Source organism: Herbaspirillum sp. SJZ106, assembly GCF_006715495.1.
Classification (GTDB): domain Bacteria; phylum Pseudomonadota; class Gammaproteobacteria; order Burkholderiales; family Burkholderiaceae_D; genus Herbaspirillum.
In genome coordinates this window covers 1-23,759 of sequence record NZ_VFNI01000009.1, presented here as the reverse complement: position 1 = coordinate 23,759, position 23,759 = coordinate 1, and the positions used below count along the sequence as shown (strand labels likewise).

Genomic DNA, 23,759 nt, shown 5'->3' with positions numbered 1-23,759 from the left:
TCGGCCCGCCACCCTGCCCGGCTCGGCCTTGCACTCAAGCTTGCATATAGGCCGGCAACTGCAGGATCGCTTCCGCATTGGAAGGCGAGAAACAGCGGTCGGCCGCTTCGCGGTACGGCAGCCACTGGTAGCGCGTGTGTTCGCGCGGGGCCAGCGTCACCGGAATATCGCGCGGTACCAGCAGCCCGAAAACGTGCTCGGTGTTCCTGGTCACGCCGGGCGCGTAACGATGCCGCCAGACCGGATAGATTTCATAGATGTTGGAAAGTTGCCAGTCGCGCAGGTTGGCCGCCGGCAAGGCATTCCCGGGCGCTTGCCGGGATTGTGCCCCTGCGGCCGCCACCACGATGCCGGTTTCTTCCTGCACTTCGCGTCGGGCGGTTTCCGACAGGTCTTCTTCCGGCGTGTCCTTGGAGCCGGTCACCGACTGCCAGAAACCGGCCTTGTCGGCGCGTTCGATCAGCAGCACTTCGCGTTCGGCGGTGTGGATCACCACCAGCACCGATTCGGGAATCTTGTAGGGACGGTCGTTCATTGCACTCGCAAAAGAAAAAAGGCGCCGGGGAAACCGGCGCCTTTCATTATGCCCAAAACAGCGGGCAAGAAGATATTGAACGGGTTCTTATGCCTTGACTGCCGGCTCGGCATTGCGCAGGCGAATGTGCAGCTCGCGCAATTGCTTCTCGTCGACCGCCGACGGCGCCTGGGTCAGCAGGCACTGCGCACGCTGGGTCTTGGGGAAAGCGATCACGTCGCGGATCGACTCGGCGCCGGCCATCATGGTCACCAGGCGATCCAGGCCGAAGGCGATGCCGCCGTGCGGGGGCGCGCCGTATTGCAGCGCGTCCAGCAGGAAGCCGAACTTCAGGCGCGCTTCCTCGTCGTCGATCTTCAGCGCGCGGAACACCTTGCTCTGCACCTCGGCGCGGTGGATACGCACCGAGCCGCCGCCCAGTTCCCAGCCGTTCAGCACCAGGTCGTAGGCCTTGGCGATGGCCGCGCCCGGATTGGTCGAGATGAAGTCCTCGTGGCCATCCTTGGGCGAGGTGAACGGATGGTGCAGCGCGACCCAGCGCTGGTTGTCCTCGTCGTATTCGAACATCGGGAAGTCGACCACCCACAGCGGACGCCACTGGTCGTCGAACAGGCCGTTCTTCTTGCCGAAGTCGCTGTGGCCGATCTTCACGCGCAGCGCGCCGATGGCGTCGTTGACGACCTTAGCCTTATCGGCGCCGAAGAAGATCAGGTCGCCGTCTTGCGCGCCGGTCTTTTCGATGATCGCGGCCAGGGCGGCGTCATGGATGTTCTTGACGATCGGCGACTGCAGGCCGTCGCGCCCCTTGGCCTTCTCGTTGACCTTGATGTAGGCCAGGCCCTTGGCGCCGTAGATGGCGACGAACTGGGTATAGGCATCGATTTCCGAACGCGGCATTTCCGCGCCGCCCGGCACGCGCAGGCCGACCACGCGGCCGCCTTCGCTGTTGGCCGCGCCGGAGAAGACCTTGAAGTCGACATCCTTCATGACATCGGTCAGTTCGGTGAATTCCAGCTTCACGCGCATGTCCGGCTTGTCCGAGCCGTACATGCCCATGGCGGTGGCGAAGTCCATCACCGGGAACGGGTTCGGCAGGTCGATGTCGAGCGCGTTCTTGAACACCAGGCGGATCATGCCTTCGAACAGGTCGCGGATTTCCTGCTCGTTCAGGAAGGAAGTCTCGCAGTCGATCTGGGTGAATTCAGGCTGGCGGTCGGCGCGCAGGTCTTCGTCGCGGAAGCACTTGGTGATCTGGTAATAGCGGTCGAAGTTGGCCACCATCAGCAACTGCTTGAACAGCTGCGGCGACTGCGGCAGGGCGAAGAATTCGCCGGCGTTCACGCGCGAGGGCACCAGGTAGTCGCGCGCGCCTTCCGGGGTCGACTTGGTCAGCATCGGGGTTTCGATGTCGATGAAGCCTTGCGCGTCCAGGAACTTGCGCACTTCCATCGCCACCTTGTAGCGCAGGCGCAGGTTGTTCTGCATCTGCGGACGGCGCAGGTCCAGCACGCGGTGCGTCAGGCGGGTGGTTTCCGACAGGCTGTCGTCGTCCAGCTGGAACGGCGGCGTGACCGACGGGTTGAGCACTTCCAGCTCGTGGCACAGCACTTCGATCTTGCCCGACTTCAGGTTGGCGTTAGTGGTGCCTTCAGGACGGTTGCGCACCACGCCGGTGATGCGCAGGCAGAATTCGTTGCGCACCGCTTCGGCGTTCTTGAAAACGTCGGCGCGGTCCGGGTCGCACACCACCTGCACCAGGCCCTCGCGGTCGCGCAGGTCGATGAAGATCACGCCGCCGTGGTCGCGGCGACGGTGCACCCAGCCGCACAGGCTGACGGTTTGGCCGAGCAATGCCTCGGTAGTGAGGCCACAGTATTGGGTTCGCATGGACATGGTTCTGATTCCGTTGACAGTGTTCTTGTGTGATTCGAGGTATTGATTGGGAGCGAAGGCGGGGCTGGCCGGCGCGATGGCGCCGGCCGCCCCATCAATTGCGGGGCGCCGCCGGTTCGGTGATGATTTTCTTGTCGGCCAGCATTTCCGGGGCCACCACGCCCATGGAGACGATGTACTTCAGCGCCTCGTCGACCGACATCTCAAGCTCGATCGATTCCGCGCGCGGCAACATCAGGAAGAAACCCGAAGTGGGGTTGGGGGTCGTCGGCACGTACACGCTGATGTAGTCGCCCGTCAGATGGTTCTTCACCTCGCCGCCCGGCGTGCCGGTCAGGAAGGCGATGGTCCAGGAGCCATGGCGCGGGTACTGGATCAGCACCGCCTTGCGGAAGGCGTTGCCCGACGACGAGAACAGCGTATCCGATACCTGCTTGACGCTGGAATAGATCGACTTGACCACCGGGATGCGGGTCAGGATGCCTTCCCACACCGAGACGATCTGGCGGCCGATGAAGTTGCGCGCGGCCAGGCCCGTCAGGAAGATGATCAGCAGCGTGAGGATGGTGCCCAGGCCGGGGATGTAGAAGCCCAGCAGGGATTCCGGACGCCAGCTCGGCGGCAACAGCAGCAGCGACTGGTCCATCGTGCTGATGATCAGGTTGAGCACCCAGACCGTAATGGCCAGGGGCACCAGGATCAGCAGGCCGGTAATGAAATATTTGCGCATGGGTCGGGGTCGGTGACGCTGCTTCTCAGCTGGCGCTGGAAGAAGAAGCGGTCGGGGTCGATGGAGCTGCAGCCGGAGCGGGCGCAGCAGGTGCGGGCGCAGCAGCGGGAGCGGCCGCCGCCGGCGTGGAACCGGCGCTAGCGGCAGCCTCGCCCGAGGCCAGCCCGGTGCCGGTAGCGCCCACGCTGTTGGCGGTGCCGCTGCCGGCGCCGCGGAAATCGGTCACATACCAGCCGGAACCCTTCAACTGGAAACCGGCTGCGGTCAGTTGCTTCCTGAAGCTGTCCTTGTTGCAGGACGGGCAAACGGTCAACGCATCGTCGGAGATCTTCTGCAAGACATCCTTGGCAAAACCACACGCTTCGCAGCGATACGCGTAAATCGGCATGACTAACTCCGCAAAAAACTTCCAAAACCCTGAATTATAAAGGGTTTTGGCGGGATTTTTGCGGCCGGTGCGGCGGCTTGTCCACAAGCTGCGCTTTGGGCCATGTCCCGGTCTTCAATGAACATTTTGGCAACACAAGGAAAAACGCCATCCGATCAGACCCGCCACACTTGCCTTTAGGCAATCCTCAGCCTGCAACTGCCTGGGGGCGGGAGTTTTTCAGCGTACGCAAAAACTCCCGGCACCACCAATGCACATCAAACTCGCGGATATTGCTCATCAGCGCCGCATGCCGCTCGCGCCGCTCCGTCAGCGACATCTGCAAGGCGTGCTGGATCACCTGGGCGGTGCCGTGGGTATCGTAGGGGTTGATGATGAGGGCTTCCTTCATCTGCTCGGCGGCGCCGGCGAAGCGGGACAGCACCAGCACGCCGGGGTCTTCTTCATCCTGGGCGGCGACGAATTCCTTGGCGACCAGGTTCATGCCGTCGCGCAGCGGCGTGACCAGCGCCACCGCGCAGGCGCGGTACAAACCCGGCAGGCGGCGGCGCGCGACGGTGCGGTGGATGTAGCGGATCGGCATCCAGTCGAAGTCGCCGAAATCGCCGTTGATGGCGCCGCACAGGCTTTCCAGTTCGCGCTGGATGTCGCCGTAGGCTTCGACGTCCTCGCGGCTGGGCGAGGCGATCTGCAGCAGCGTGGCGCTGTGGCGGTTCTCCGGGTACAGGCGCAGCAGCTCGCGGAAGGCGCGGATGCGCTGCGGCAGGCCCTTGGAGTAGTCGAGGCGGTCGACGCCGATCAATAGCCGCCGGCGCGAATATTCCTGCTTGGTGCTTTCAAAGGTGTCGCGCGCTTCCTTGGCGCGGCCCAGGCGCTGGAAGTCGGCCACGTCGATGCCGATCGGGAAGGCCCCGGCATGCACGGTGCTGTTGAAGGCGCGGTACTGGTTGGCGCCGACCGGTTCGGCGGTGGCTTCGGCCTGCACGTATTGCGCGAAGTGCTGCAGGTCGGCATGGTTTTGGAAACCGACCAGGTCGTAGGCGAACAGCGCGCGCATGAGCCATTCATGCGAGGGGATCGCCACCAGGATCGGCGGCGGCGGCAGCGGGATGTGCAGGAAGAAGCCGATGCGCGCCTCGCAACCCATGGCGCGCAGCTCGGCAGCCAGCGGGATGAGGTGATAGTCGTGGATCCAGATGATGTCGTCGCGCTTGAGCAGCGGGAACAGCTTGCGCGCGAACAGCTGGTTCACGCGGCGGTAGCCGCCCAGGTGGCCGGACTCGAATTTGGCCAGGTCGAGCCGGTAGTGGAATACCGGCCACAACACGCCGTTGGCGTAGCCGCGGTAATAAGCGTCGTGGTCTTCCTGGCACAGGTCGAGCTCGGCCAGCGTCACCGTGCCGGCCTGGTGCACGCGCAGTTCGCCTTCGCCGGGCGTGCCTTGCTCCACCACCTTGCCGCTCCAGCCGAACCACATGCCGCCGGTCTTTTTCAAGGTTTCGCCCAGCGCCACTGCGAGCCCGCCGGCGGCCGGCTTGCGCGGGTCGACCAGGCGATTCGATACCACCACCAATCTGCCCATCAGATCACCGCCTCCCACGATGCCGACAAGCGCATCGCACAATTGATAATGCCCACCATCGAATAGGTCTGCGGGAAATTGCCCCACATCTCGCGTGTGACCGGATGCGTGTCTTCCGACAGCAGGCCGAGGTGGTTGCGCGCGTCGAGCATGGCATTGAAGATCTCGCGCGCCTGTTCCTTGCGGCCGATGCGCGCCAATGCGTCGATGCGCCAGAAGGTACAGATGTTGAACGCCGTCTCGGGCCGGCCGAAGTCGTCCGGCGCTTCGTAACGGCGCATGTAGGGACCGTCGCACAGATATTTTTCCAATGCGTCGACGGTGGAGATGAAACGCTGGTCGGTTGGCGCGATCAGGCCGACTTCGACCATCAGCAACACACTGGCGTCGAGGTCGCGGCCGCCGAAACTTTCGGCGTAGGCTTGGCGCTGCTCATTCCAGGCTTCGGCCAGGATGCGCGCGCCGATTTCGTCGGCGCGGGCGCGCCAGTATTGCTTGCGCTCATCCAGGTCCAGCCGCGCGGCGATCTTGGCCAGGCGGTCGCAGGCAGCCCAGCTCATCAGCGCCGACGAAGTATGGATGCGCGAGCGCGTGCGCAGCTCCCACATGCCGGCGTCGGGCTGGTCATAGACTTCATAGGCGCGTTCGCCGACCGCTTCCAGATGCTGGAAATGTTCCGCGCCGGCGCGATGATGCAGGCGCATGTCATGGAAGGCCTGCGCCGCGCCGAGCACGATGTTGCCGTAGACGTCGTGCTGGAAGTGCTCGTAGGCCTGGTTGCCCACGCGCACCGGCGGGTAGTTCCGGTAGCCGGGCAGATGGTCGAGGATATGTTCTGGCAACGCCTCTTCCAGGCCGATGCCGTACAGCGGCTGCACATGGCCGCCGCCGGAGCGCACCACCACATTGGTCAGCCAGCGCAGGTAGTCTTCCATGGTGCCGAGTTCGGACAGGCTGTTCAATGCGCGCACCACGAAGAAGGCATCGCGCAGCCAGCAATAGCGGTAATCCCAGTTGCGCTGGCTGCCGGGCGCTTCCGGCACGCTGGTGGTCATGGCGGCGATGATGGCGCCGGTGTCCTCGAACACCGACAGCTTGAGCGTGATGGCGGCGCGGATCACCGCGTCCTGCCATTCCAGCGGCGTGGCCAGCGCGCGGCTCCAGTTGCGCCAATAGGCCAATGTCTCCTGTTCGAAATCGCGCGCGGTGTCGTTGATGCCGCCGTGCAGGGTCTCGTCGGGGCCGAGGATGAAATTGAAGGGGCGACTGACCACAAAGGCGGTCTCGCCGACGATGTAGCTGATGGGCGCATCGGTGTTCAGGCGCAGCGTCTGCCCATTGCCGACGTAGCGGATGTGATTGCTGCCGCGCGTTTCCAGCGGCGCTTCGCGGCCCCAGTCGAACTTGGGACGCAAGATGACGCGCATGCGCGGCGCGCCCGACAGCGGATGGATACGGCGCACCACCTGCAATGGCCGGAAGAAGCGGCCGCGGCTGTAGAAGCGCGGCGCCAGGTCGGTGATCTCGATGCCTTGGCCCAGGGTGTCGTACAGGCGCGTGCGCAGCACCGCGGTATTGGGTTCATACCATTGCTCGCTGTGCGAGAAATTCTCCAGTTGGAAAGCCCACAGGCTGCCGTTGTCGCTGGGGTCGAGCAGCGCGTTGAAGATCGGGTCGCCGTCGAAGCGCGGCAGGCAGCACCAGACGATGCGCCCCATCTTGTCGACCAGCGCCGAGAAGGCGCAGTTGCCGATTACGCCGAGGTCGAGGGAGGAAGTAGAAGGATTGTCGTGCGCCTGGGCCGCCAGGTGCGGCTGTTCGGAGTGCTGCGATTGGGAATGCGGCGATGGCTGGGGTTCTTGCTGCGGATCGGTGCTTGGCTGGCTCATGGTTCCCTCATGCTCTGTTGTCCAGATTTCTTGGTGGAAGACTGATGCGCTGCCGGGCTGCCGACGAGCCCTGACGCAGATGGCGGCGAACTAAAAGGCGGCAGCCCGATATGGGCCCAACGCCTGGCGCAACAGGCCGAGCACGGCGGCCGGATCGTCCACGCGCGCCAAGGCCTGGCTGGGTCCCGGCCCCACCTTGATGCCCAGGCCGTTCATGGTTTCCGATTGGACGATGGCAAAACCGGCCTCATCGGTGATGTCGTCGCCGATGAACACCGGCCGCCGGCCGCGGAATGGCGGCTCATGCAAAAAGGCCGCGACGGCGTCGCCCTTGTTCACGTGAGGTTTGGCCTCCACCACCATCTTGCCATTGAGCATGGTGAAGCCGGGCTCGTGCTTCAAGGCATCGATCATGGTCTCGATGCAGCGCTGCTGAAGATGGGCGGCATGGCGATAGTGCAAGGCCAGGGCGCCGCGCTTGATCTCCAGCTGCAGGCCCTGATGCGAATTGACCAGCGGCAGCAGTCGCTCGCGCAGGTGGTGCACATCGGCCACCGGCTGGGCGATGATGCGCCCGTCGGCAGTGCGCCGCTCGGCGCCGTGCACCCCCGCCAGCGGCAAGCGCAGGGGGGCCAGGAAAAAGTCGAGCTGATCCAGCGGGCGGCCGCTGACAATGGCCAGCGCACCGTTGGATTCTTGTTGTATTCGCTGCAAGAGCGTGATCAGTTCCGGCGGCACGACAATCTCTTCAGGATGTGGCGCAAGATCGACCAGTGTGCCGTCGAAGTCCAGAAATAACGCATCGGCAGCAAAATCGTAGGGGTGAGTTTGCTCAGTCATGGTATTTCAGGTTAATGAAAAGCAAATAAGTTCCAATTGCCTATCGAACAACTTTCATTGATCTACAGGACAAAAACGAAATCAGCCAGGAGACGGGCCGTGCGAACACTGCCTGAGTCCGCCATACCGATATACAGCAAGAATCCTGCCCGACACGCCACAGTCCCGACCAATGAAAACGGCCGCGCGGCATTGCCGGGCGGCCGTGTCACAGAGGCGGAAGGGCGGAAGATCAGGACTGGCTGCCGCCTTCGGGCGCGCCGGCCAGCATCGGCGGCATCGGCGCCAGCAACTGCGGCATCAGGGAGCCGGCCACCATGCCGCCGATGCTGCACAAGAGGCCCATCAATTGCGGCGGCCAGAAACCTTCGGGCGCGGTGTACTCCAGCGTGATCCAGGAGATCAGGCCGAATACCATGGCCATCAGCGCGCCCTGGCGGGTGGCGCGCTTCCAGTAGACGCCGAAGGCCAGCGGCACGAAGGCGGCCACCAGCGTGACCTTATAGGCACTCTCCACCATCTGGTAAATGCTGGACTGGCTGCTCAGCGCCAGCCAGGTCACGCCCACGGTAAACACCAGCACCACGATACGCATCGAAAGCAGGAATTCGCGGTCGCTCTTCCATGGGCGGATTTCCTTGAGCACGTTTTCGGTGAAGGTCACCGACGGCGCCAGCAAGGTCGCGCTGGCGCAGCTCTTGATGGCCGACAGCAGCGCGCCGAAGAACATCACCTGGGCGAACACCGGCATCTTTTCCATGATCAGCGTGGGCAGCACCAGTTGGGAATCGGTCTCCAGCAGCTTGGACACCATGCCCGGATCGATCAGCGTGGCCGAGTAAGCGAGGAAGATGGGGATGAAGACGAAGAAGAAATAAATCACGCCGCCCAGGATGGAGGCGTTGCGGGCCACGTTTTCATTCTTGGACGACATCACGCGCTGGAACACGTCCTGCTGCGGGATGGAACCCAGCATCATGGTGATCCAGGCGGCAAAGAACCACAGCACCTCCCTGGCGTTGGGCGCCGGCCAGAAGTCGAACTTGCCGGCATCGAACGCATGCTGGATCACCACGCCGGGGCCGCCGACCATGCCGGAGACTTCCCAGCCGATGTAGAGCATGCCGACCACCACGATGATCATCTGCAGGAAATCGGTGATCGCCACGGCCCACATGCCGCCCATCAGGGTATAGATCAGCACGCTGCCGGCGCCGATGATCATGCCCCAGTGCATGGGGATGTAACCGCCGGAGACGACATTGAACACCAGTCCCAGCGCCTTGATCTGCGCCGCCACCCAGCCCAGGTAGGAAATCACGATACAGATGGTGACCAGCATTTCGGCGGCGCGGCCGTAGCGCTTCTTGTAATAGTCGCCGATGGTCAGCAGGTTCATGCGGTACAGCTTCTTGGCGAAGAACAGGCCGACCAGGATCAGGCACAGCGAAGAACCGAAGGGGTCGGCCACGATGCCGCGCAACCCCTCCTGCAGGAAGGTCGACGATACGCCGAGCACGGCCTCGGAACCGAACCAGGTGGCAAATACCGTAGCGGTCACCACCGACATCGGCAGCGAGCGTCCGGCGACGGCGTAATCCTTCGAATTCTTGACGAACTTGGTGGCATACAGGCCGATGCCCACCGAAATGATCCAATAGAGAACGACGAACCAGAGGAGTGCATTCATGCCTTGATCCTTGCAATAAGCAGCTGTTCGCGGACAGATGCCGAGGCCTTGGGGGTAAAAGAAAAACGCGCATTATAGCGGCAAGTCCGGCGCGAAAAGCCGCTCGCGGCCACACATTTACGCATGGCTCGCCGATGGGTGGCGGACACCCAACAGTCGGTTTGTCGATAAGCAAGAAACGCTCCCATGCGCAGGCCGGGAGCAGGAATGATGGTTCGGGGGAAACCCCGCCGCCGCGCCGCATCCGCGGCCGGCCGCAAGATCAGGCGCCTTCGTTATTGCGCTCGTAGGAAGGGCAGCCATCCTTGCCCCAATTGCCGTTGCACAACTTCCACAGGCAGCCTTCGCGCGCAAACAGGGATAACGCGCGGCATTGCTGGACCTGTTCGGCCAGCGTGGGAACGGCCGGGGTATCCGCCACCATAGGCTGCTGGGGTGCCGCCTGCTGGATGCGCTCGGCCTTGGCGCGGGCAGCGGCCAATTGGGCTTCGGCTTCGCGGCGACGCTGTTCGCGCAACGCCAGGGCGGTATCTTCGCGCCGGCGGCGGGCCTCGGCGGCGGCCCGCTTTTGCGCCAGCAATTGGGCTTTTTGCTCCGCCTCCTGCTGCAAGATGGCGATCTCGTCGCCGGCCAGGGTCGCTCGCGATTCTGTCGCCGCGGCAGCAAGCGGCGCGGCGACAGGCGGTGCGACCTTCTGCTTTCTCAACGAGGGCAAGTGCGGCGCCATCGGTTTCAAGGCGCGCTCCGGCCACGGCCATTGGGCGCTCCACCACAGGGCCAGGCCGATCGCCACCAAGGTCAGCAGCGAAACCGGCAAGGCCCGTTGCGGCGATGCCGCCGCGCCATGCGGCATCGGCTCCTGCGCATCGGCCACCGATGCGGCAGTTCCCGGCCCTGTTTGGAGCCGGGATTGTGGCTGGGGAATCGGCGCTGTCGCCGGCGCGTCGAAGCGGCCAGGCGTATCCGCTTCGGCGGCCGTAGCCACCGCCGCTGTCACCGCGGCAGCGGCGACGGCCGCAGCGGTAATCTGGGATGCGCGAATTTCGAGTTCATCGTCGGCAACGGCAGACATGGAGCGGCCTGCCTCCTGCGGCACGGACGAGCCGGCGCCGGCGTCGGCATGCGCATCGACGCCTACACCTTGATCGCGACCTTCCCCATTGCGATGCAGGGCCTGCATTGACTTCCCCTGTGTTTGAGATCCTGAATAGGCTCTCTAAACCTGTTCACGCTCCCGTCCGCGCCGTCCCGACCGAACCGGACACCTCCCGTTCGTTTGTGTATGTTCTGCCCGGTCTCCTTGGTGGCCGATATCAACCTCGATACCGGCATTTCTGCGGGCGTATTTTTCAACGGGAGTTTATTTTGCGCCCAAATTTCTGAAAGGCAAATACAAAGAATGCAGGTGCAGCAAAATTTCTACATAGGGCTTGTTGCCATGTCATGCGCGGGCGGCGTTGCCGCACCGTCAACAAAAACAAACGGCAGCCGCGTCGCCGGGGCTGCCGTGCACAAAAACGTCAACCGCTCACATCAGCCGACGATGCTTTCCAGGGCAAACAGGTCGGCGGGTTTTTCGCGCTGGCGGATCAGGTGCGCACGCTCGCCATCGACCAGCACTTCGGCCGCGCGGCCGCGGCTGTTGTAGTTGGACGCCATGGTCATGCCATAAGCGCCGGCCGACATCAGCGCCAGCAAATCGCCCTCCGCGATGGCCAGTTCGCGCGCGCGCGCCAGCCAGTCCCCGGATTCGCATACCGGGCCGACCACGTCGTAGACCTGGGCATGGCCGGCGTTTTGCCTGACCGTCTTCACGCCATGCCAGGCTTCATACATGGCCGGGCGCATCAGGTCGTTCATGGCGGCGTCGACCACGGCAAAATTCTTGCCTTCACCGTGCTTGAGGTATTGCACCTCGGTCAACAGTACGCCGGCATTGCCGACGATCGAGCGCCCCGGCTCGAACATCACCTGGATCCGTCGGCCGCCGTATTTCTGCTTGCGCCAGGCATCGACCCGGGCGAACACGCGCGCCAGGTAGTCGCCGACTGCGACCGGCTGTTCGTCGTCATAAACGATGCCGATGCCGCCGCCAATGTCGAGGTGATGGATGGCGATGCCTTCCGCTTCCAGCGTATCGACCATCTCGATCACCTTGTCCAGCGCCTCCAGCAACGGCGAATCGTCCAGCAGCTGCGAGCCGATGTGGCAGTCGATGCCGACCACTTCGATGTTGGGCAAGGCGGCGGCGGTGCGATAGCAGTTGAGCGCATCCTCATAGGCCACGCCGAACTTGTTTTCCTTCAGGCCGGTGGAAATGTAGGGATGGGTCCGGGCATCAACGTTGGGGTTCACGCGCAGCGAGATGCGCGCGCGCTTGCCCAGTTCGCCGGCCACCTCGTTCAGGCGCGCCACTTCGGGAATGGACTCGACGTTGAAGCACAGGATGTCGTGCTCCAGCGCCAGCTTCATCTCGTCGCGGCCCTTGCCCACGCCCGAGAAAATCACCTTGCGCGCATCGCCGCCGGCCGCCACCACGCGCAGCAGTTCGCCGCCGGAGACGATGTCGAAGCCCGAACCCAGCTTGCCCAGCAGGTTCAGCACCGCCAGGTTGGAGTTGGACTTGACCGAGTAGCACACCAGGGCGCCATCCTCGCCCCGGCCGGCGGCGCGGCAGGCATCGGCGTAAGCCGAGAAATTCTCGACCAGCGCCGCCTTGGAATAGACGTAAAGCGGTGAACCGAATTGCGCGGCCAATGCCTGCAACGACACTTGTTCGGCGTGCAGCACGCCATTGCGATAGGAAAAATGGGACATGGAAGTCGGAGTAACGAAATCGGTTGGTTCGGTCCGGCGTCGCCGGCGGTAAGCGCTTACTCGTTGCCTGCGGCCGGTTTGGACGCGGCGCCGGCAGTGCCTGCGGCCTGCGTCGCGGCAGGTTTGGAGGTATCCGGTTTGGGCGAAGTCTGGGCCAGCGGATCGGGCGGGATCCTGGGCATGTACAGCGGCCCCTTCTGGCCGCAGCCAGCCAGCATCAGGAGCAACGACGAAGCTGCCAGCAGGGTCGCGCGGCGAACGGGAGAATTGGGTGACTTCACGATAGAATGGAGGATTACTGAAAAATCTTGAGAATGCTTTGGAGTTTAGCATGACGGAAACGGAATTCCTGGACTTGGCCGACGCCACGCTCAATGCCATCGAAGGCGCGCTGGAAAAGGCCTGCGACGATGGCGACCTGGACGTCGAATGCAGCCGCAGCGGCAACGTCCTGGAAATCGAATGCATCGACAACGGCTCCAAGATCATCGTCAACAGCCAGGCGCCGATGCAAGAGCTGTGGATTGCCGCCCGCTCCGGCGGCTTCCATTACAAGTACGACGGCCAACGCTGGCTCAACACCCGCGACGGTTCCGAAATGTACGCCGCCTTGTCGGAAGTGGTCAGCAGCCAGAGCGGCGTGCAAGTCACCTTGCAGGCTTGATGCGCCCTATACTTGCCTCTTTCCCAACCCCAGCCACCTGACCCGAAGCCAGCAGCACCCATGCGCCGTTCCCTCTTTCCTCCCCAACGGCACCCTGCCTTCCTGTTCCTGCAACGCGGCCTCGCGCGCCTGCGCTGGATCATCGTGCTGACGGTGCTGGCAGTGGTAGCCGCGCTGGGCCTGCCGCAACTGGTCTCGCGCATCAGCCACGACCACAGCCCGCAAACGCAAGCGGCCGAATCGGCCATGCGCGACATCAGCGCCGGCCTGGAACAATACCGCAAGGACAACGGCCGCTACCCCAGCACCCAGCAAGGCCTGCTGGCGCTGGTGATCAAGCCGGCGCGCGCCCCGGTGCCGGCCAACTGGGCCATCGGCGGCTACGTCGAACGCCTGCCGCGCGACCCCTGGGGCCACCCCTACCAGTACGGCGCGGACGAAGACGGCGCCAGCTACCAATTGTTCTCTTTCGGCGAAGCCGGCCCCGAAGGCGGCGAAGACGATGCCCACGTGATCCGCCTGCACTGAAGACAACACCGCTCCGATCCTGCCGCGGCCACTGGCCGCTCTTTTTTTGCCCCTCGCATTCCCATCGGGCGATAACCGACAGGCCCTAGCATGGCGCCCACGCTGCCATCAAGCCCCGCCCTCAAATCCCCCCGCGAGTGTTGTACGCATGCACCCGCTCGCAAAATCCTTACCTCGATTTACAGTTAATCAGTAATATTAATAAAAACAATTCCTATTAACTATCCAAATAAATACGACATCCCATGAAGTCCCGTCTCAAGCCCGGCCGCCTCGCTGTGCTGGCCGCCCTCTCCGCATGCTCCGCCCCCGGTTTCGCCCAAACGACAGACAGCCTGCCCCAGGTGCAGGTCAGCGGATCGCGCACCAACGACAGCTATGTCGCACCCACCGCCGTCAGCGGCACCAAGAGCGAAGCGCCGCTGCGCGATATTCCGCAAACCATTAACGTCGTGCCGGCACAGGTGATCAAGGACCAGAACGCCACCTCGCTGCAGGATGTGCTGAAGAACGTGCCGGGCCTGGGCATGTCGACCGGCGACGGCCAGCGCGACCAGGTGTTCATCCGCGGCTTCACCGCCATCGGCGACCAGTTCGTCGACGGTTTCCGCGACGATGCGCTGTATTTCCGCGACCTCTCCAACGTCGAAACGCTGGAAGTCATCAAGGGCCCGGCGGCCGTGCTGTATGGCCGCGGCTCCTCGGGCGGCCTGATCAACCGCATGACCAAGAAGCCGGGCGTGGACGTGTCCGATGTCAGCGTCACCGCCAACAGCACCGCCGGCCGCCGCGCCGAACTGGACCTGGGGCGCGGCGCCAGCGACAACGGCGTGCTGTCCTGGCGCCTGACCGGCGCCGTGGAACGCGGCGACAGCTACCGCGCCCAGCAATTCATCGACCGCACCGCGATCGCGCCGTCGATGGAATTGCGTTTCTCCGCCGATACCAAGCTGCTGCTGCAGGCCGATTACCTGGAAGACCGCCGCCTGACCGACTTCGGCATCCCGTCTTACCATGGCCGCCCGGTCAGTGTGGATCCGGGCACCTACTATGGCGCCGCCAATGCGCGCGACGCCGACTTCAGCCAGTCGCGCGTCATGTCGACCACGGCGACCTTCACGCATCGCTTCAACGATGAATTCTCGTTCCGCAATGGCTTCCGTTATTACGACTATCACCTGAACCGTAACAACACCAACATCAGCGGCAACGTCAACGAAGCTGCCGGTACGATGAACATGAGCCACGCCAAACTGGTGCGCGACGAGAATGGCTGGTTCAACCAGAGCGAGCTGACGCAGAAACTGAAGCTGGGCTCCACCAAACACGAGATCCTGTATGGCGTCGAGTTCGGCAGCCAAAGCAAGGATGCCTATAGCTACAACGGCGTGCCAGTCGCCGGTACGGGCTCCGGACTCCCGCCCGTGTCGATCTTCAACCCGGTGCTGCCGGTGGTCAATCCCAACACGCTAGGCGCACTGACCACCACCTACGGCACCTACGATACCTTCGGCACCTACTTGCAGGACAGCATCGCTTTGAACGAGCAATGGAAGGCATTGGTCGGCCTGCGCTACGACAGCTTCAAGCAGAAATCGCGTATCGTCGGCGGCACCGCGCCGGGCAACCTGTCGCGCACCGACAATGCTTACAGCCCGCGCGCAGGACTGGTATGGCAGCCGACCGAGACTCAGTCCTATTACCTGTCTTGGAGCCGCTCTTTCCAGCCGTCCGCCGAACTGCTGCCGCTGGCGGTCACCAATGCCAACCTGGCACCTGAAGTGACCCGCAACACCGAAGCAGGCGCCAAATATGATTTCCTGGATGGCCGCGCCAGTGCCACGGTATCGGTCTTCCGTCTTGAGCGTGACAATATCAAGGCCACCGATCCAACCAACAACAACGTGGTGCCGGTCGGCAAGCAACGCACTGACGGCATGGAATTCACCCTGAGCGCAGACCTCAAGGGCGGCTGGAAGGTGATGGCAGGCTACGCCTATCTGGATGCCGTCGTTACCGATTCGATCGCTGTGGATCGCAGCGTGAACGGTACCGGCGATGTCCCGTTCAAAGGCAAGAACGCCACCCTCACGCCCAAGCACAGCGCCAACCTGTGGCTGACCAAGGACCTGGGCAGCGGCTTTACCGTCGGCGGCGGCGCCAATGCCGTGGGTGCGCGCTTCGCCAATCCCGGCAACACCGTGACCCTGCCCGGCTACGTGACGGCCGACGCGATGGCGGCCTACCGCACCGCCAAGTACGACATCCAGCTCAACATCGGCAACATCTTCAACACCGGCTACATCGTCTCCGGCCACGGCACCAGCCCCAACCTGAGCTTGCCGGGCGCGCCGCGCAACGTGGCGCTGACCCTGCGCTACCACATGTAAGCACGGCAGCAATAGCAGGCAATAAAAAACCTCCGCAGGAGCAATCCTGCGGAGGTTTTTTTGAGGCTGCAACGAAACGGCCGGCTACTTTTCTTCGCGACCCGCCAGTTTCTTCAACAGTTCCGACTTGAGCTGCTGCCGCTCGCCCGACTGGCTCTTGCGATGCGGCCCGGCGCCGCCGGCGCGCTGCTGCGCGGCGACGGCCACCGGGTTGCGCGGCTTGGATGCGCGCTGCGAGGGCTCCACGCGGAAACTCAGCTTCTGCCGCGTCGCCAGTCCCTTGTTGGCCATCGCTCTTTACAGCACGTAACGCGACAAGTCTTCGTTGACCGCCAGTTCGCCCAGGCGCTCATTGACGTAAGCGTCGTCGATGGTGAAGCCGCCCACGCCGGCTTCGCCGGCGGTGAAGGAGATCTCTTCCAGCAGCTTTTCCATCACCGTGTACAGGCGGCGGGCGCCGATGTTCTCGGTCTTTTCGTTGACCGAGTAGGAAATCTCCGCCAGGCGCTTGATGCCGCTGTCGGCGAACTCGATCTGCACGCCTTCGGTGGCCAGCAGGGCCTGGTACTGCTTGGTCAGGCAGGCGTCGGTGCCGGTCAGGATGCGCTCGAAGTCGGCGATCGACAGCGAGTCCAGCTCGACGCGGATCGGGAAGCGGCCCTGCAGCTCGGGAATCAGGTCCGACGGCTTGGACAGGTGGAACGCGCCCGAGGCGATGAACAGGATGTGGTCGGTCTTGATCATGCCGTACTTGGTATTGACGGTCGTGCCTTCCACCAGCGGCAGCAGGTCGCGCTGCACGCCGGCGCGCGAGACGTCGGCATTGCCGTTCTGCGAGCGGGTGGCGATCTTGTCGATCTCATCCAGGAACACGATGCCGTTCTGCTCGACGTTGGCGATCGCATTCTTCTTCAGCTCGTCCTCGTTGACCAGCTTGGCGGCTTCCTCGTCGATCAGGAACTTCATGGCTTCCTTGATCTTGACCTTGCGCGCTTTCTTGCGCTGGTTGCCCAGGCCCGAGAACATCGACTTGATCTGCTCGGTCATCTCTTCCATGCCCGGCGGCGCCATGATTTCCATCTGCGGCGCGCCTTCGGCCAGCTCGATCTCGATCTCGCGGTCATCCAGCGCCCCCTCGCGCAGGCGCTTGCGGAAAGTCTGGCGGGTGGTGTTCTTCTCGTCCTTGTCGGCGCCGCCGCTGCCGCCGCTGCCTTCCGGCGTGAAGCCGAAGTCGCGCGCCGGCGGCAGCAGGATGTCGAGGATGCGGTCTTCGGCGGCGTCCTCGGCGCGGGCGCGCACCTTGCGCACTTCCATTTCGCGGGTCTGCTTGATGCCGATGTCGACCAGGTCGCGGATGATGGTGTCGACGTCGCGGCCGACATAGCCGACCTCGGTGAACTTGGTCGCTTCGATCTTGATGAAGGGCGCGTCGGCCAGCTTGGCCAGGCGGCGCGCGATCTCGGTCTTGCCCACGCCGGTGGGGCCGATCATCAGGATGTTCTTGGGCGTGATCTCATGGCGCAGCGGTTCCTCGACCTGCTGGCGGCGCCAGCGGTTGCGCAGCGCGATGGCCACCGCGCGCTTGGCGCGGCCCTGGCCGACGACGTGCTTGTCGAGTTCGGAGACGATTTCGTTGGGGGTCATGTTCATGGCAATGTTCTTTTCGCTGGGGCGGTCCGTCGGGTGAAAAAGGAGCCGGCAGGCATGCTTGCCCTGCCCGGCCCAAGCTCTCGCTCACCTTATTCGAGCGTTTCGATGATGTGGTTCAGGTTGGTGTAGATACACAGTTCGCCGGCGATGGTCAGCGACTTCTTGACGATCTCGGCCGGCGACAGGTCGGTGTTTTCCTGCAGCGCCTTGGCGGCCGACTGCGCGTAGCTGCCGCCCGAACCGATGGCGCCGATGCCGTCGTTGGGCTCCAGCACGTCGCCGTTGCCGGTGATGACCAGCGTCGTGTCCTTGTCGGCGCACAGCAGCATCGCCTCCAGGCGACGCAGCATGCGGTCGGTGCGCCAGTCCTTGGCCAGTTCGACCGAGGCGCGCATCAGGTTGCCCTGGTGCTTTTCCAGCTTGGCCTCGAACAGGTCGAGCAGTGTGAAGGCATCGGCCGTGCCGCCGGCGAAGCCGACCAGGACCTTGCCGTGGTACAGCTTGCGCACCTTGCGCGCGGTGCCCTTCATGACGATGTTGCCGAGCGTCACCTGGCCGTCGCCGCCCAGCGCGACCTGGTTGCCGCGGCGAACGGAAAGGATGGTGGTGCCGTGAAATTGTTCCATGCTTGCCTCTGTTCAATATGTGCGTTGTGTGCTGCCTGCGGATGCCGGGTCGCCCCTCGTCCCATTCGGGCGGGCCGAGCCGTCCGCGTTTTTTCGAGATGGGGTTGGTCGGGCGGATTGCAAGGCATTGCCAGAATGCCATCGGAGGACGGTATTTTACGCCCGCAATAAAAACGGGCGCTGCGGCATCGCTGCCGAAGCGCCCGCGGGAGGGCGAATCGTGGGTGCTACGCCTTACACCGAGATCGTCATCAGGCTGGCGTTGCCGCCGGCCGCGGTGGTGTTGACGCACAGCGCGCGCTCGGCCAGCAGGCGCCACAGCGGGATCGCCGTGTCTTCGCTGCACACGATGATGGGCACCAGCGCGCCGTCGCGGGCGGCCAGCTTGCCGCGCCAGGCTTGCGCGGCGTGGCTGTCCACCAGCGCGGCTTGCAGCGGCTCGCCTTCCAGCTTGTCCGACTGGCGGATGGCGGCGCGCACCTGCTGCGGCAGGCCGGCCGGGATGAAGGCCGCGCTGGCCGCATCGACCACCACCGTATTGCCGGTGGCCAAAGCCGCTGCCAACTGGTTCAACAACGTGCCGACGCTGCCGGCCACGCACAGCACCAGGCCGCGCGGGGCGAAGGCCAGGGTGTTGCGCTCGCCGGTCGGGCCGGGCAACAGCAGGCTGCGCTGCAGCAGGCTGTCGCCGCGGTAGCGTTGGCCGGCGGCGGCCAGGCGCTCATGGCCGTGCGTCCCGGCCCAGTGCAGCAGGCTGTCCAGCAGCGTGTTGGCGACCGCGGTCGGCTGTGCCTTTTGCAACTCTTCCTGCAACTGCGGATTGCGCTGCAGGCGCTTGAGGTAGAGCGGCCCGCCGGCCTTGGGGCCGGTGCCGGACTTGCCTTCGCCGCCGAAGGGCTGTACGCCCACCACGGCGCCGACGATGTTGCGGTTGACATAGATGTTGCCCACGTGCGCGCGCCCGGCCACGAAATCGATGGTCTCGTCGATGCGCGAATGCACGCCCAGGGTCAGGCCGTAGCCGGTGGCGTTGATGGCGTCGACCAGTTGCGGCAACTGGTCGCGGCGGTAGCGCAGCACGTGCAGCACGGGGCCGAACACTTCGCGCTGCAACTGGTCCAGTCTGTCGATCTCGATCACGGTCGGCGGCACGAAGGTGCCGTGCTCGCAGGCGGCATCCAGCTTCAGCTGGTGCACCGAGCGGGCGCTGCCGCGCATGCGCTCGATGTGGGCCAGCAGGTTGTGCTGCGCCTCGGCGTCGATCACCGGGCCGATGTCGGTGGCCAGGCGGTCGGGGCGGCCCATGCGCAGTTCGGCCATGGCGCCCTTGAGCATGTCGATCGTGCGCTCGGCGATGTCTTCCTGCAGGCACAGCACGCGCAGCGCCGAGCAGCGCTGGCCGGCGCTGTCGAAGGCGGATGACAGCACGTCCACCACCACCTGCTCGGCCAGCGCGCTGGAGTCGACGATCAGCGCGTTCTGGCCGCCGGTCTCGGCGATCAGCGGCACGTCGCCGTGCTCGCCGTTTTCACCATGGTTGCGCCTGGCCAAGGTACGGTTGATCAGTTGCGCCACTTCGGTGGAGCCGGTGAAGATCACGCCCTTGACGCGCTCGTCGGAGGTCAGCGCGGCGCCGACGCTCTCGCCGCGGCCCGGCAGCAGTTGCAGCGCGGCGCGCGGCACGCCAGCTTCATGCAGCAATTGCACGGCGCGGTGCGCGATCAGCGCCGTCTGCTCGGCCGGCTTGGCCAGCACCACGTTACCGGCGGCCAGCGCGGCGCTGACCTCGCCGATGAAGATGGCCAACGGGAAGTTCCACGGGCTGATGCACACCATCGGGCCCCAGGCTAGCGCATTGCCGTCATGGCGCGAGGCGATGGCGTAGTAGCGCAGGAAGTCCACCGCCTCGCGCACTTCGGCAATCGCGTTGGGCAGCGACTTGCCGGCTTCGCGCACGGCCAGCGCCATCAGTTCGGCCATGTTGGCTTCCAGCAGGTCGGCCGCGCGCTCCAGCAACGCGGCGCGTTCGGCTGCCGGCGTGGCTTGCCATTGCGGCGCGAAAGCAGTGGCGGCGGCCAGCGCGGTTTCAACATCCGGCAGTGTCGCCTCGATGACCTCGCCCACCACTTCGCGGCGGTCGGCCGGGTTGCGCACGGCCTGCTTTTCAGTGGCGGCGACGTCCCCGACGATCAGCGGCGCGGCTTGCCAGCGGCGCTCGACCATGCGGCCGAACAACTGGTCCAGCTGGCGCAGGCGGTCTTCGTTGGAGAGGTCGATGCCGGCCGAATTCTTGCGCTCCTGCCCGTAGAGGTTAGGCGGCAATGCGATGGCCGGGTGCGGCAGCCCGCCCTGGGCGCGCACGGTATCGATGGGATCGGCCACCAGCGTGTCCAGCGCCACGGCTTCGTCGACGATCTGGTTGACGAAGGACGAGTTGGCGCCGTTCTCCAGCAGGCGGCGCACCAGGTAGGCCAACAGCGTCTGGTGCGAACCGACCGGCGCGTAGACGCGGCAAGCCTTGCCCAGCTTGTCCTGGCCGACCACCTGGTCATACAGGGTCTCGCCCATGCCGTGCAGGCACTGGAATTCGTAATCGTCGATGTTGTGCAGCCTGGCCCAGTTCCAGATCGCCGCCAGGGTGTGCGCGTTGTGCGTGGCGAACTGCGGATAAATGACGTCGGTGGCGGCCAGCAGCTTTTGCGCGCAAGTCAGGTAAGAGAGGTCGGTATGCACCTTGCGGGTGTAGACCGGATAGCCTTCCAAGCCGTCGACCTGGGCGCGCTTGATTTCGCTGTCCCAGTAGGCACCCTTGACCAGGCGGATCATCAGGCGGCGGCCGTTGCGGCGCGCCAGGTCGACCAGGTAGTCGATCACGAACGGGCAGCGCTTCTGGTAGCCCTGCACCACGAAGCCCAGGCCGTCGAAACCGGCCAGGTCGGGGTCGGCCGCCAGCGCTTCCATCATGTCCAGCGACAGCTCCAGGCGGTCGGCTTCCTCGGCGTCGATGTTCAGGCCGATGTCGTATTGCTTGGCCAGCAGCAGCAGTTGCTTCAGGCGCGGCAGCAACTCCTCCATCACGCGCGATTGCTGGGCGCGCGCATAGCGCGGGTGCAGCGCCGACAGCTTGACCGAGATGCCCGGGCCATCCTTGATGCCGCGGCCGTTGGAGGCGAGGCCGATGGCGTGGATCGCGTCCTCGTAGGATTGGTAATAGGCGTCGGCGTCGTGCATGGTCAGTGCCGCCTCGCCCAGCATGTCGTAGGAATAGCGGTAGCCGCGCTTCTCGTTGTCGCGGCTGTTGTCGAGCGCTTCCTCGATGGTCTGGCCGGTGACGAACTGGTTGCCCAGCATGCGCATGGCCAGGTCCACGCCCTTGCGGATCAGTGGCTCGCCGCCGCGGCCGATCAGGCGCGTGATGGCCGAGCTCAGGCTGCTTTCGCTATTGGTGGAGACCAGCTTGCCGGTGATCAACAGCCCCCAGGTGGCGGCATTGACGAACAGCGACGGCGACTCGCCCAGGTGCTTGCGCCAGTCGCCCTTGCTGATCTTGTCGGCGATCAGGCGGTCGGCGGTCTGGCGGTCGGGAATGCGCAGGAGCGCCTCGGCCAGGCACATCAGCGCCACGCCTTCTTCGGAGGACAGCGAGAATTCATGCATCAGCGCATCCACGCCGGAAGAGCGCGTGCGCTTCTCGCGCACCTGCTGCACCAGCTTTTTGGCCAGCTGCTGCGTCTGCTCCTGCCAGGGCGCCTGGCTTTTGACCTGGCCCAGCAGCCACTGCACCGCTTCGGATTCGTCGCGGCGATAGGCGGCGGTAATGGCCGCGCGCAGCGCGCCGGGAGCGTGCTGCACCTCGGCGTGGAAGGCGCCGAAAGGCAGGCCGGGAGAGGAAACGGAGGTGTCATCCGTGGTGGCGGTCGGGGCAGCGGTGGTCATGGATAGACTGGAAATATCAGTGAATGCCGGTGAATTGGAAGCGGTTTTCGCACCCGGATTCTATGCGGGAACAACCAATATTAATTCTGTATTTGATCGTCATAACCAGTATTTAATTTAGCCATTCCATTTATTGCTGAATTAAATTTTAATCAGGCAAGCAAGAAACCGCCCGGCATCGGCCTGCCGCCTGACTCAGCCGTGCGCCTGCCCGCGGCGCCCGCGCAGCAGCGCGAAATCGGTCGCCGAGCCGAGCAGCAAGGCGCGGCTCCATACATGCTTGCGGCTTTCTCGATACACCAGGTAACTGCCCATGAGGCCCAGCGCAAAACGGGCAAACAGATAGCGCTCGCCAAGCAGCGCCGCCGCGCCCATGGTGAACACCATGTGCATGAACATGATCACCAGTGCCGCCTGCCCCAGTTCGGCCAGGCAACGCGCAACCAGCGTATCGCCGGAAGCGATGTGGCGGGCGATGCGCACCAGCGTCACGCAGCAGGCCAAGGCGGCGGCGAAGGTCAGGACCGGTACGCCATAGTGGGCCACCTTCATGTCGTAACCCAGGCCGAGGTTCCAGCCAAAGTAGCGGTTGGCAACCAGCACCGCGCATGCCAGCCCGGCCGCCAGTGCCGCTGCGCGGTAGGTGCGCGGTGGCTGCGGCATGGCGCGCAACAGGTAGCCGGCGTAGAAGAACGGCGCCGCCGCCAGCGCCACATTGAGCGCCCACGGCACCTGCAGGGCCGGGAAGAACCAACTGTTGGCATAACTCAACGCCAGCATGAGCGCATGCAGCCACAGCAGCGTGCGGCGGCGATAGCGCCCCAGCAACCAGGCTTCCACCAGCAGCACCGCATAAAAGCAGGTCACGAACCAGAACGCCGCCACCCACGACGACAGGCGGCTGCCGCCCAGCAACAAGTCGCCGGCAAAATCGAGCAGGGCCGCCTGGTCGTGCGGTTTGTTGGCAAACAGGTCGATGGCCAGCGGGATGTGAATGGCCAGCAGGAACACCGCATAAGGAATCAGCAGCTGTATCGCCTTGCGGCGGGCGAATGCCGCGATGTCGCCGACCGGACGGAACAGGTAGCCGCTGATGAAGAAGAACAGCGGCATGTGGAACAGGAAGATCAGGTCGAAACTGTAGCCGCCGTAGACGTGGCCCCATACCACCAGCACGATGCCGATGCCGCGGAAAACGTCGATCCATTGCTCGCGTTGCATGCGCTGTCCTTTGCGGTGACCTGGTGTGTGGAGGGACAGCGTGCAACGGACATGAGTTCAGGCGGATGCGCCGGCGCCTGACCTTGCTTGATTGGCGGCAATGGGGAACGGCCAGCAGCCCATCAATAAGCCCAACAATAGAAACGCCGCATGCGTGGCACATGCGGCGTCATGGTGCTGCAGTTCGTGATGGGCGTGCTGTCTCAGCCCTCGCCCAGGTACGCCGCCTTGACCCGCGGATCGTTCAGCATCTCGCCGGCCTTGCCCTCCATGGTGATCAGCCCAGACTCCATCACATAGCCCCGGTGCGCCGCCTCCAGCGCCAGCTTGGCGTTCTGCTCCACCAGCAGGATCGTGATCCCCTGCGCCGATACATTGCG

Annotated in this window: 19 protein-coding genes and 1 pseudogene; 3 read left to right on the top strand and 17 right to left on the bottom strand. The window is 64.3% G+C overall.

Annotation, left to right across the window (positions count from 1 at the left end; genetic code table 11):
- Nucleotides 1-34: 34 nt before the first annotated feature.
- The 11 genes from nudB to FB598_RS20040 form a co-directional block, all read right to left on the bottom strand.
- Nucleotides 35-535 carry a dihydroneopterin triphosphate diphosphatase gene (gene nudB, locus FB598_RS20090; RefSeq protein WP_141918259.1) on the bottom strand — a complete coding sequence of 167 codons (501 nt, stop codon included), beginning with the start codon at nt 533-535 and terminating at the stop codon, nt 35-37.
- A gap of 87 nt (nt 536-622) precedes the next feature.
- On the bottom strand, nt 623-2,428 hold the full coding sequence (gene aspS / locus FB598_RS20085; protein WP_141918257.1) for an aspartate--tRNA ligase: 1,806 nt from the start codon (nt 2,426-2,428) through the stop codon (nt 623-625).
- Between the two features lie 94 nt (nt 2,429-2,522).
- Nucleotides 2,523-3,158: a DUF502 domain-containing protein gene (locus FB598_RS20080; RefSeq protein WP_141918255.1), complete on the bottom strand. Its 636-nt coding sequence runs from the start codon at nt 3,156-3,158 to the stop codon at nt 2,523-2,525.
- A 25-nt stretch (nt 3,159-3,183) separates the two neighbouring features.
- Entirely contained in the window at nt 3,184-3,546 is a 363-nt protein-coding gene (locus FB598_RS20075; RefSeq protein ID WP_141918252.1) for an FmdB family zinc ribbon protein, read from the bottom strand.
- Nucleotides 3,547-3,733: 187 nt separating this feature from the next.
- The gene (gene otsA / locus FB598_RS20070) at nt 3,734-5,128 is read right to left on the bottom strand and encodes an alpha,alpha-trehalose-phosphate synthase (UDP-forming) (protein WP_141918250.1); all 1,395 of its coding nucleotides are present in this window, start codon (nt 5,126-5,128) and stop codon (nt 3,734-3,736) included.
- Nucleotides 5,128-7,017, bottom strand: a complete 1,890-nt coding sequence (locus tag FB598_RS20065; RefSeq protein WP_141918248.1) for a glycoside hydrolase family 15 protein — start codon at nt 7,015-7,017, stop codon at nt 5,128-5,130. The genes otsA and FB598_RS20065 overlap by 1 nt, the downstream gene beginning before the upstream one ends.
- Nucleotides 7,018-7,107: 90 nt before the next feature.
- Nucleotides 7,108-7,857, bottom strand: coding sequence for a trehalose-phosphatase (otsB, locus tag FB598_RS20060; protein ID WP_141918246.1), 750 nt, complete (start codon nt 7,855-7,857; stop codon nt 7,108-7,110).
- A 232-nt stretch (nt 7,858-8,089) separates the two neighbouring features.
- Nucleotides 8,090-9,547 (bottom strand): sodium:solute symporter family protein, encoded by a 1,458-nt coding sequence (locus FB598_RS20055; RefSeq protein WP_141918244.1) that lies wholly within the window; start codon nt 9,545-9,547, stop codon nt 8,090-8,092.
- Between the two features lie 262 nt (nt 9,548-9,809).
- On the bottom strand, nt 9,810-10,619 hold the full coding sequence (locus FB598_RS20050) for a phage tail protein (RefSeq protein WP_255464014.1): 810 nt from the start codon (nt 10,617-10,619) through the stop codon (nt 9,810-9,812).
- Nucleotides 10,620-11,080: 461 nt separating this feature from the next.
- Nucleotides 11,081-12,364, bottom strand: coding sequence for a diaminopimelate decarboxylase (lysA, locus tag FB598_RS20045; protein ID WP_141918237.1), 1,284 nt, complete (start codon nt 12,362-12,364; stop codon nt 11,081-11,083).
- 56 nt (nt 12,365-12,420) lie between these two features.
- Nucleotides 12,421-12,645, bottom strand: coding sequence for a lipoprotein (locus FB598_RS20040; RefSeq protein WP_141918235.1), 225 nt, complete (start codon nt 12,643-12,645; stop codon nt 12,421-12,423).
- Between the two features lie 50 nt (nt 12,646-12,695).
- Between FB598_RS20040 and cyaY the strand changes: the two genes are divergently transcribed.
- The 3 genes from cyaY (at nt 12,696) to FB598_RS20025 (ending at nt 15,946) form a co-directional block, all read left to right on the top strand.
- Nucleotides 12,696-13,028, top strand: a complete 333-nt coding sequence (gene cyaY / locus FB598_RS20035; protein WP_050470177.1) for an iron donor protein CyaY — start codon at nt 12,696-12,698, stop codon at nt 13,026-13,028.
- Between the two features lie 60 nt (nt 13,029-13,088).
- On the top strand, nt 13,089-13,556 hold the full coding sequence (gene gspG, locus FB598_RS20030) for a type II secretion system major pseudopilin GspG (RefSeq protein WP_141918233.1): 468 nt from the start codon (nt 13,089-13,091) through the stop codon (nt 13,554-13,556).
- 245 nt (nt 13,557-13,801) lie between these two features.
- Nucleotides 13,802-15,946, top strand: coding sequence for a TonB-dependent siderophore receptor (locus FB598_RS20025; RefSeq protein WP_141918230.1), 2,145 nt, complete (start codon nt 13,802-13,804; stop codon nt 15,944-15,946).
- 84 nt (nt 15,947-16,030) lie between these two features.
- On the opposite strand, the gene FB598_RS20020 is transcribed toward FB598_RS20025, so the two are convergent.
- The 6 genes and pseudogenes from FB598_RS20020 to FB598_RS19995 all read right to left on the bottom strand — a co-directional run.
- Nucleotides 16,031-16,237 (bottom strand): hypothetical protein, encoded by a 207-nt coding sequence (locus FB598_RS20020; RefSeq protein WP_141918228.1) that lies wholly within the window; start codon nt 16,235-16,237, stop codon nt 16,031-16,033.
- Nucleotides 16,238-16,243: 6 nt separating this feature from the next.
- Nucleotides 16,244-17,596 carry an ATP-dependent protease ATPase subunit HslU gene (hslU, locus tag FB598_RS20015; RefSeq protein ID WP_141918226.1) on the bottom strand — a complete coding sequence of 451 codons (1,353 nt, stop codon included), beginning with the start codon at nt 17,594-17,596 and terminating at the stop codon, nt 16,244-16,246.
- A gap of 89 nt (nt 17,597-17,685) precedes the next feature.
- Nucleotides 17,686-18,222: an ATP-dependent protease subunit HslV gene (gene hslV / locus FB598_RS20010; RefSeq protein ID WP_141918224.1), complete on the bottom strand. Its 537-nt coding sequence runs from the start codon at nt 18,220-18,222 to the stop codon at nt 17,686-17,688.
- 234 nt (nt 18,223-18,456) lie between these two features.
- Nucleotides 18,457-22,158: a trifunctional transcriptional regulator/proline dehydrogenase/L-glutamate gamma-semialdehyde dehydrogenase gene (putA, locus tag FB598_RS20005; protein WP_141918221.1), complete on the bottom strand. Its 3,702-nt coding sequence runs from the start codon at nt 22,156-22,158 to the stop codon at nt 18,457-18,459.
- A gap of 195 nt (nt 22,159-22,353) precedes the next feature.
- Nucleotides 22,354-23,379: an acyltransferase family protein gene (locus FB598_RS20000; RefSeq protein ID WP_141918218.1), complete on the bottom strand. Its 1,026-nt coding sequence runs from the start codon at nt 23,377-23,379 to the stop codon at nt 22,354-22,356.
- A 203-nt stretch (nt 23,380-23,582) separates the two neighbouring features.
- Nucleotides 23,583-23,759 (bottom strand): annotated as a pseudogene (locus FB598_RS19995) (ABC transporter ATP-binding protein); the annotation flags it as partial.

What these genes read in the sequence shown, in the direction of transcription:
- FB598_RS20065 (WP_141918248.1), bottom strand. Translation starts at nt 7,017, where the DNA reads ATGAGCCAGCCAAGCACCGATCCGCAGCAAGAACCCCAGCCATCGCCG.
- hslV (WP_141918224.1), bottom strand. Translation starts at nt 18,222, where the DNA reads ATGGAACAATTTCACGGCACCACCATCCTTTCCGTTCGCCGCGGCAAC.
- cyaY (WP_050470177.1), top strand. Translation starts at nt 12,696, where the DNA reads ATGACGGAAACGGAATTCCTGGACTTGGCCGACGCCACGCTCAATGCC.
- FB598_RS20055 (WP_141918244.1), bottom strand. Translation starts at nt 9,547, where the DNA reads ATGAATGCACTCCTCTGGTTCGTCGTTCTCTATTGGATCATTTCGGTG.
- FB598_RS20025 (WP_141918230.1), top strand. Translation starts at nt 13,802, where the DNA reads ATGAAGTCCCGTCTCAAGCCCGGCCGCCTCGCTGTGCTGGCCGCCCTC.
- hslU (WP_141918226.1), bottom strand. Translation starts at nt 17,596, where the DNA reads ATGAACATGACCCCCAACGAAATCGTCTCCGAACTCGACAAGCACGTC.
- putA (WP_141918221.1), bottom strand. Translation starts at nt 22,158, where the DNA reads ATGACCACCGCTGCCCCGACCGCCACCACGGATGACACCTCCGTTTCC.
- aspS (WP_141918257.1), bottom strand. Translation starts at nt 2,428, where the DNA reads ATGTCCATGCGAACCCAATACTGTGGCCTCACTACCGAGGCATTGCTC.
- otsA (WP_141918250.1), bottom strand. Translation starts at nt 5,128, where the DNA reads ATGGGCAGATTGGTGGTGGTATCGAATCGCCTGGTCGACCCGCGCAAG.
- nudB (WP_141918259.1), bottom strand. Translation starts at nt 535, where the DNA reads ATGAACGACCGTCCCTACAAGATTCCCGAATCGGTGCTGGTGGTGATC.
- FB598_RS20050 (WP_255464014.1), bottom strand. Translation starts at nt 10,619, where the DNA reads ATGTCTGCCGTTGCCGACGATGAACTCGAAATTCGCGCATCCCAGATT.
- FB598_RS20020 (WP_141918228.1), bottom strand. Translation starts at nt 16,237, where the DNA reads ATGGCCAACAAGGGACTGGCGACGCGGCAGAAGCTGAGTTTCCGCGTG.
- otsB (WP_141918246.1), bottom strand. Translation starts at nt 7,857, where the DNA reads ATGACTGAGCAAACTCACCCCTACGATTTTGCTGCCGATGCGTTATTT.
- FB598_RS20075 (WP_141918252.1), bottom strand. Translation starts at nt 3,546, where the DNA reads ATGCCGATTTACGCGTATCGCTGCGAAGCGTGTGGTTTTGCCAAGGAT.
- FB598_RS20080 (WP_141918255.1), bottom strand. Translation starts at nt 3,158, where the DNA reads ATGCGCAAATATTTCATTACCGGCCTGCTGATCCTGGTGCCCCTGGCC.
- FB598_RS20000 (WP_141918218.1), bottom strand. Translation starts at nt 23,379, where the DNA reads ATGCAACGCGAGCAATGGATCGACGTTTTCCGCGGCATCGGCATCGTG.
- lysA (WP_141918237.1), bottom strand. Translation starts at nt 12,364, where the DNA reads ATGTCCCATTTTTCCTATCGCAATGGCGTGCTGCACGCCGAACAAGTG.
- gspG (WP_141918233.1), top strand. Translation starts at nt 13,089, where the DNA reads ATGCGCCGTTCCCTCTTTCCTCCCCAACGGCACCCTGCCTTCCTGTTC.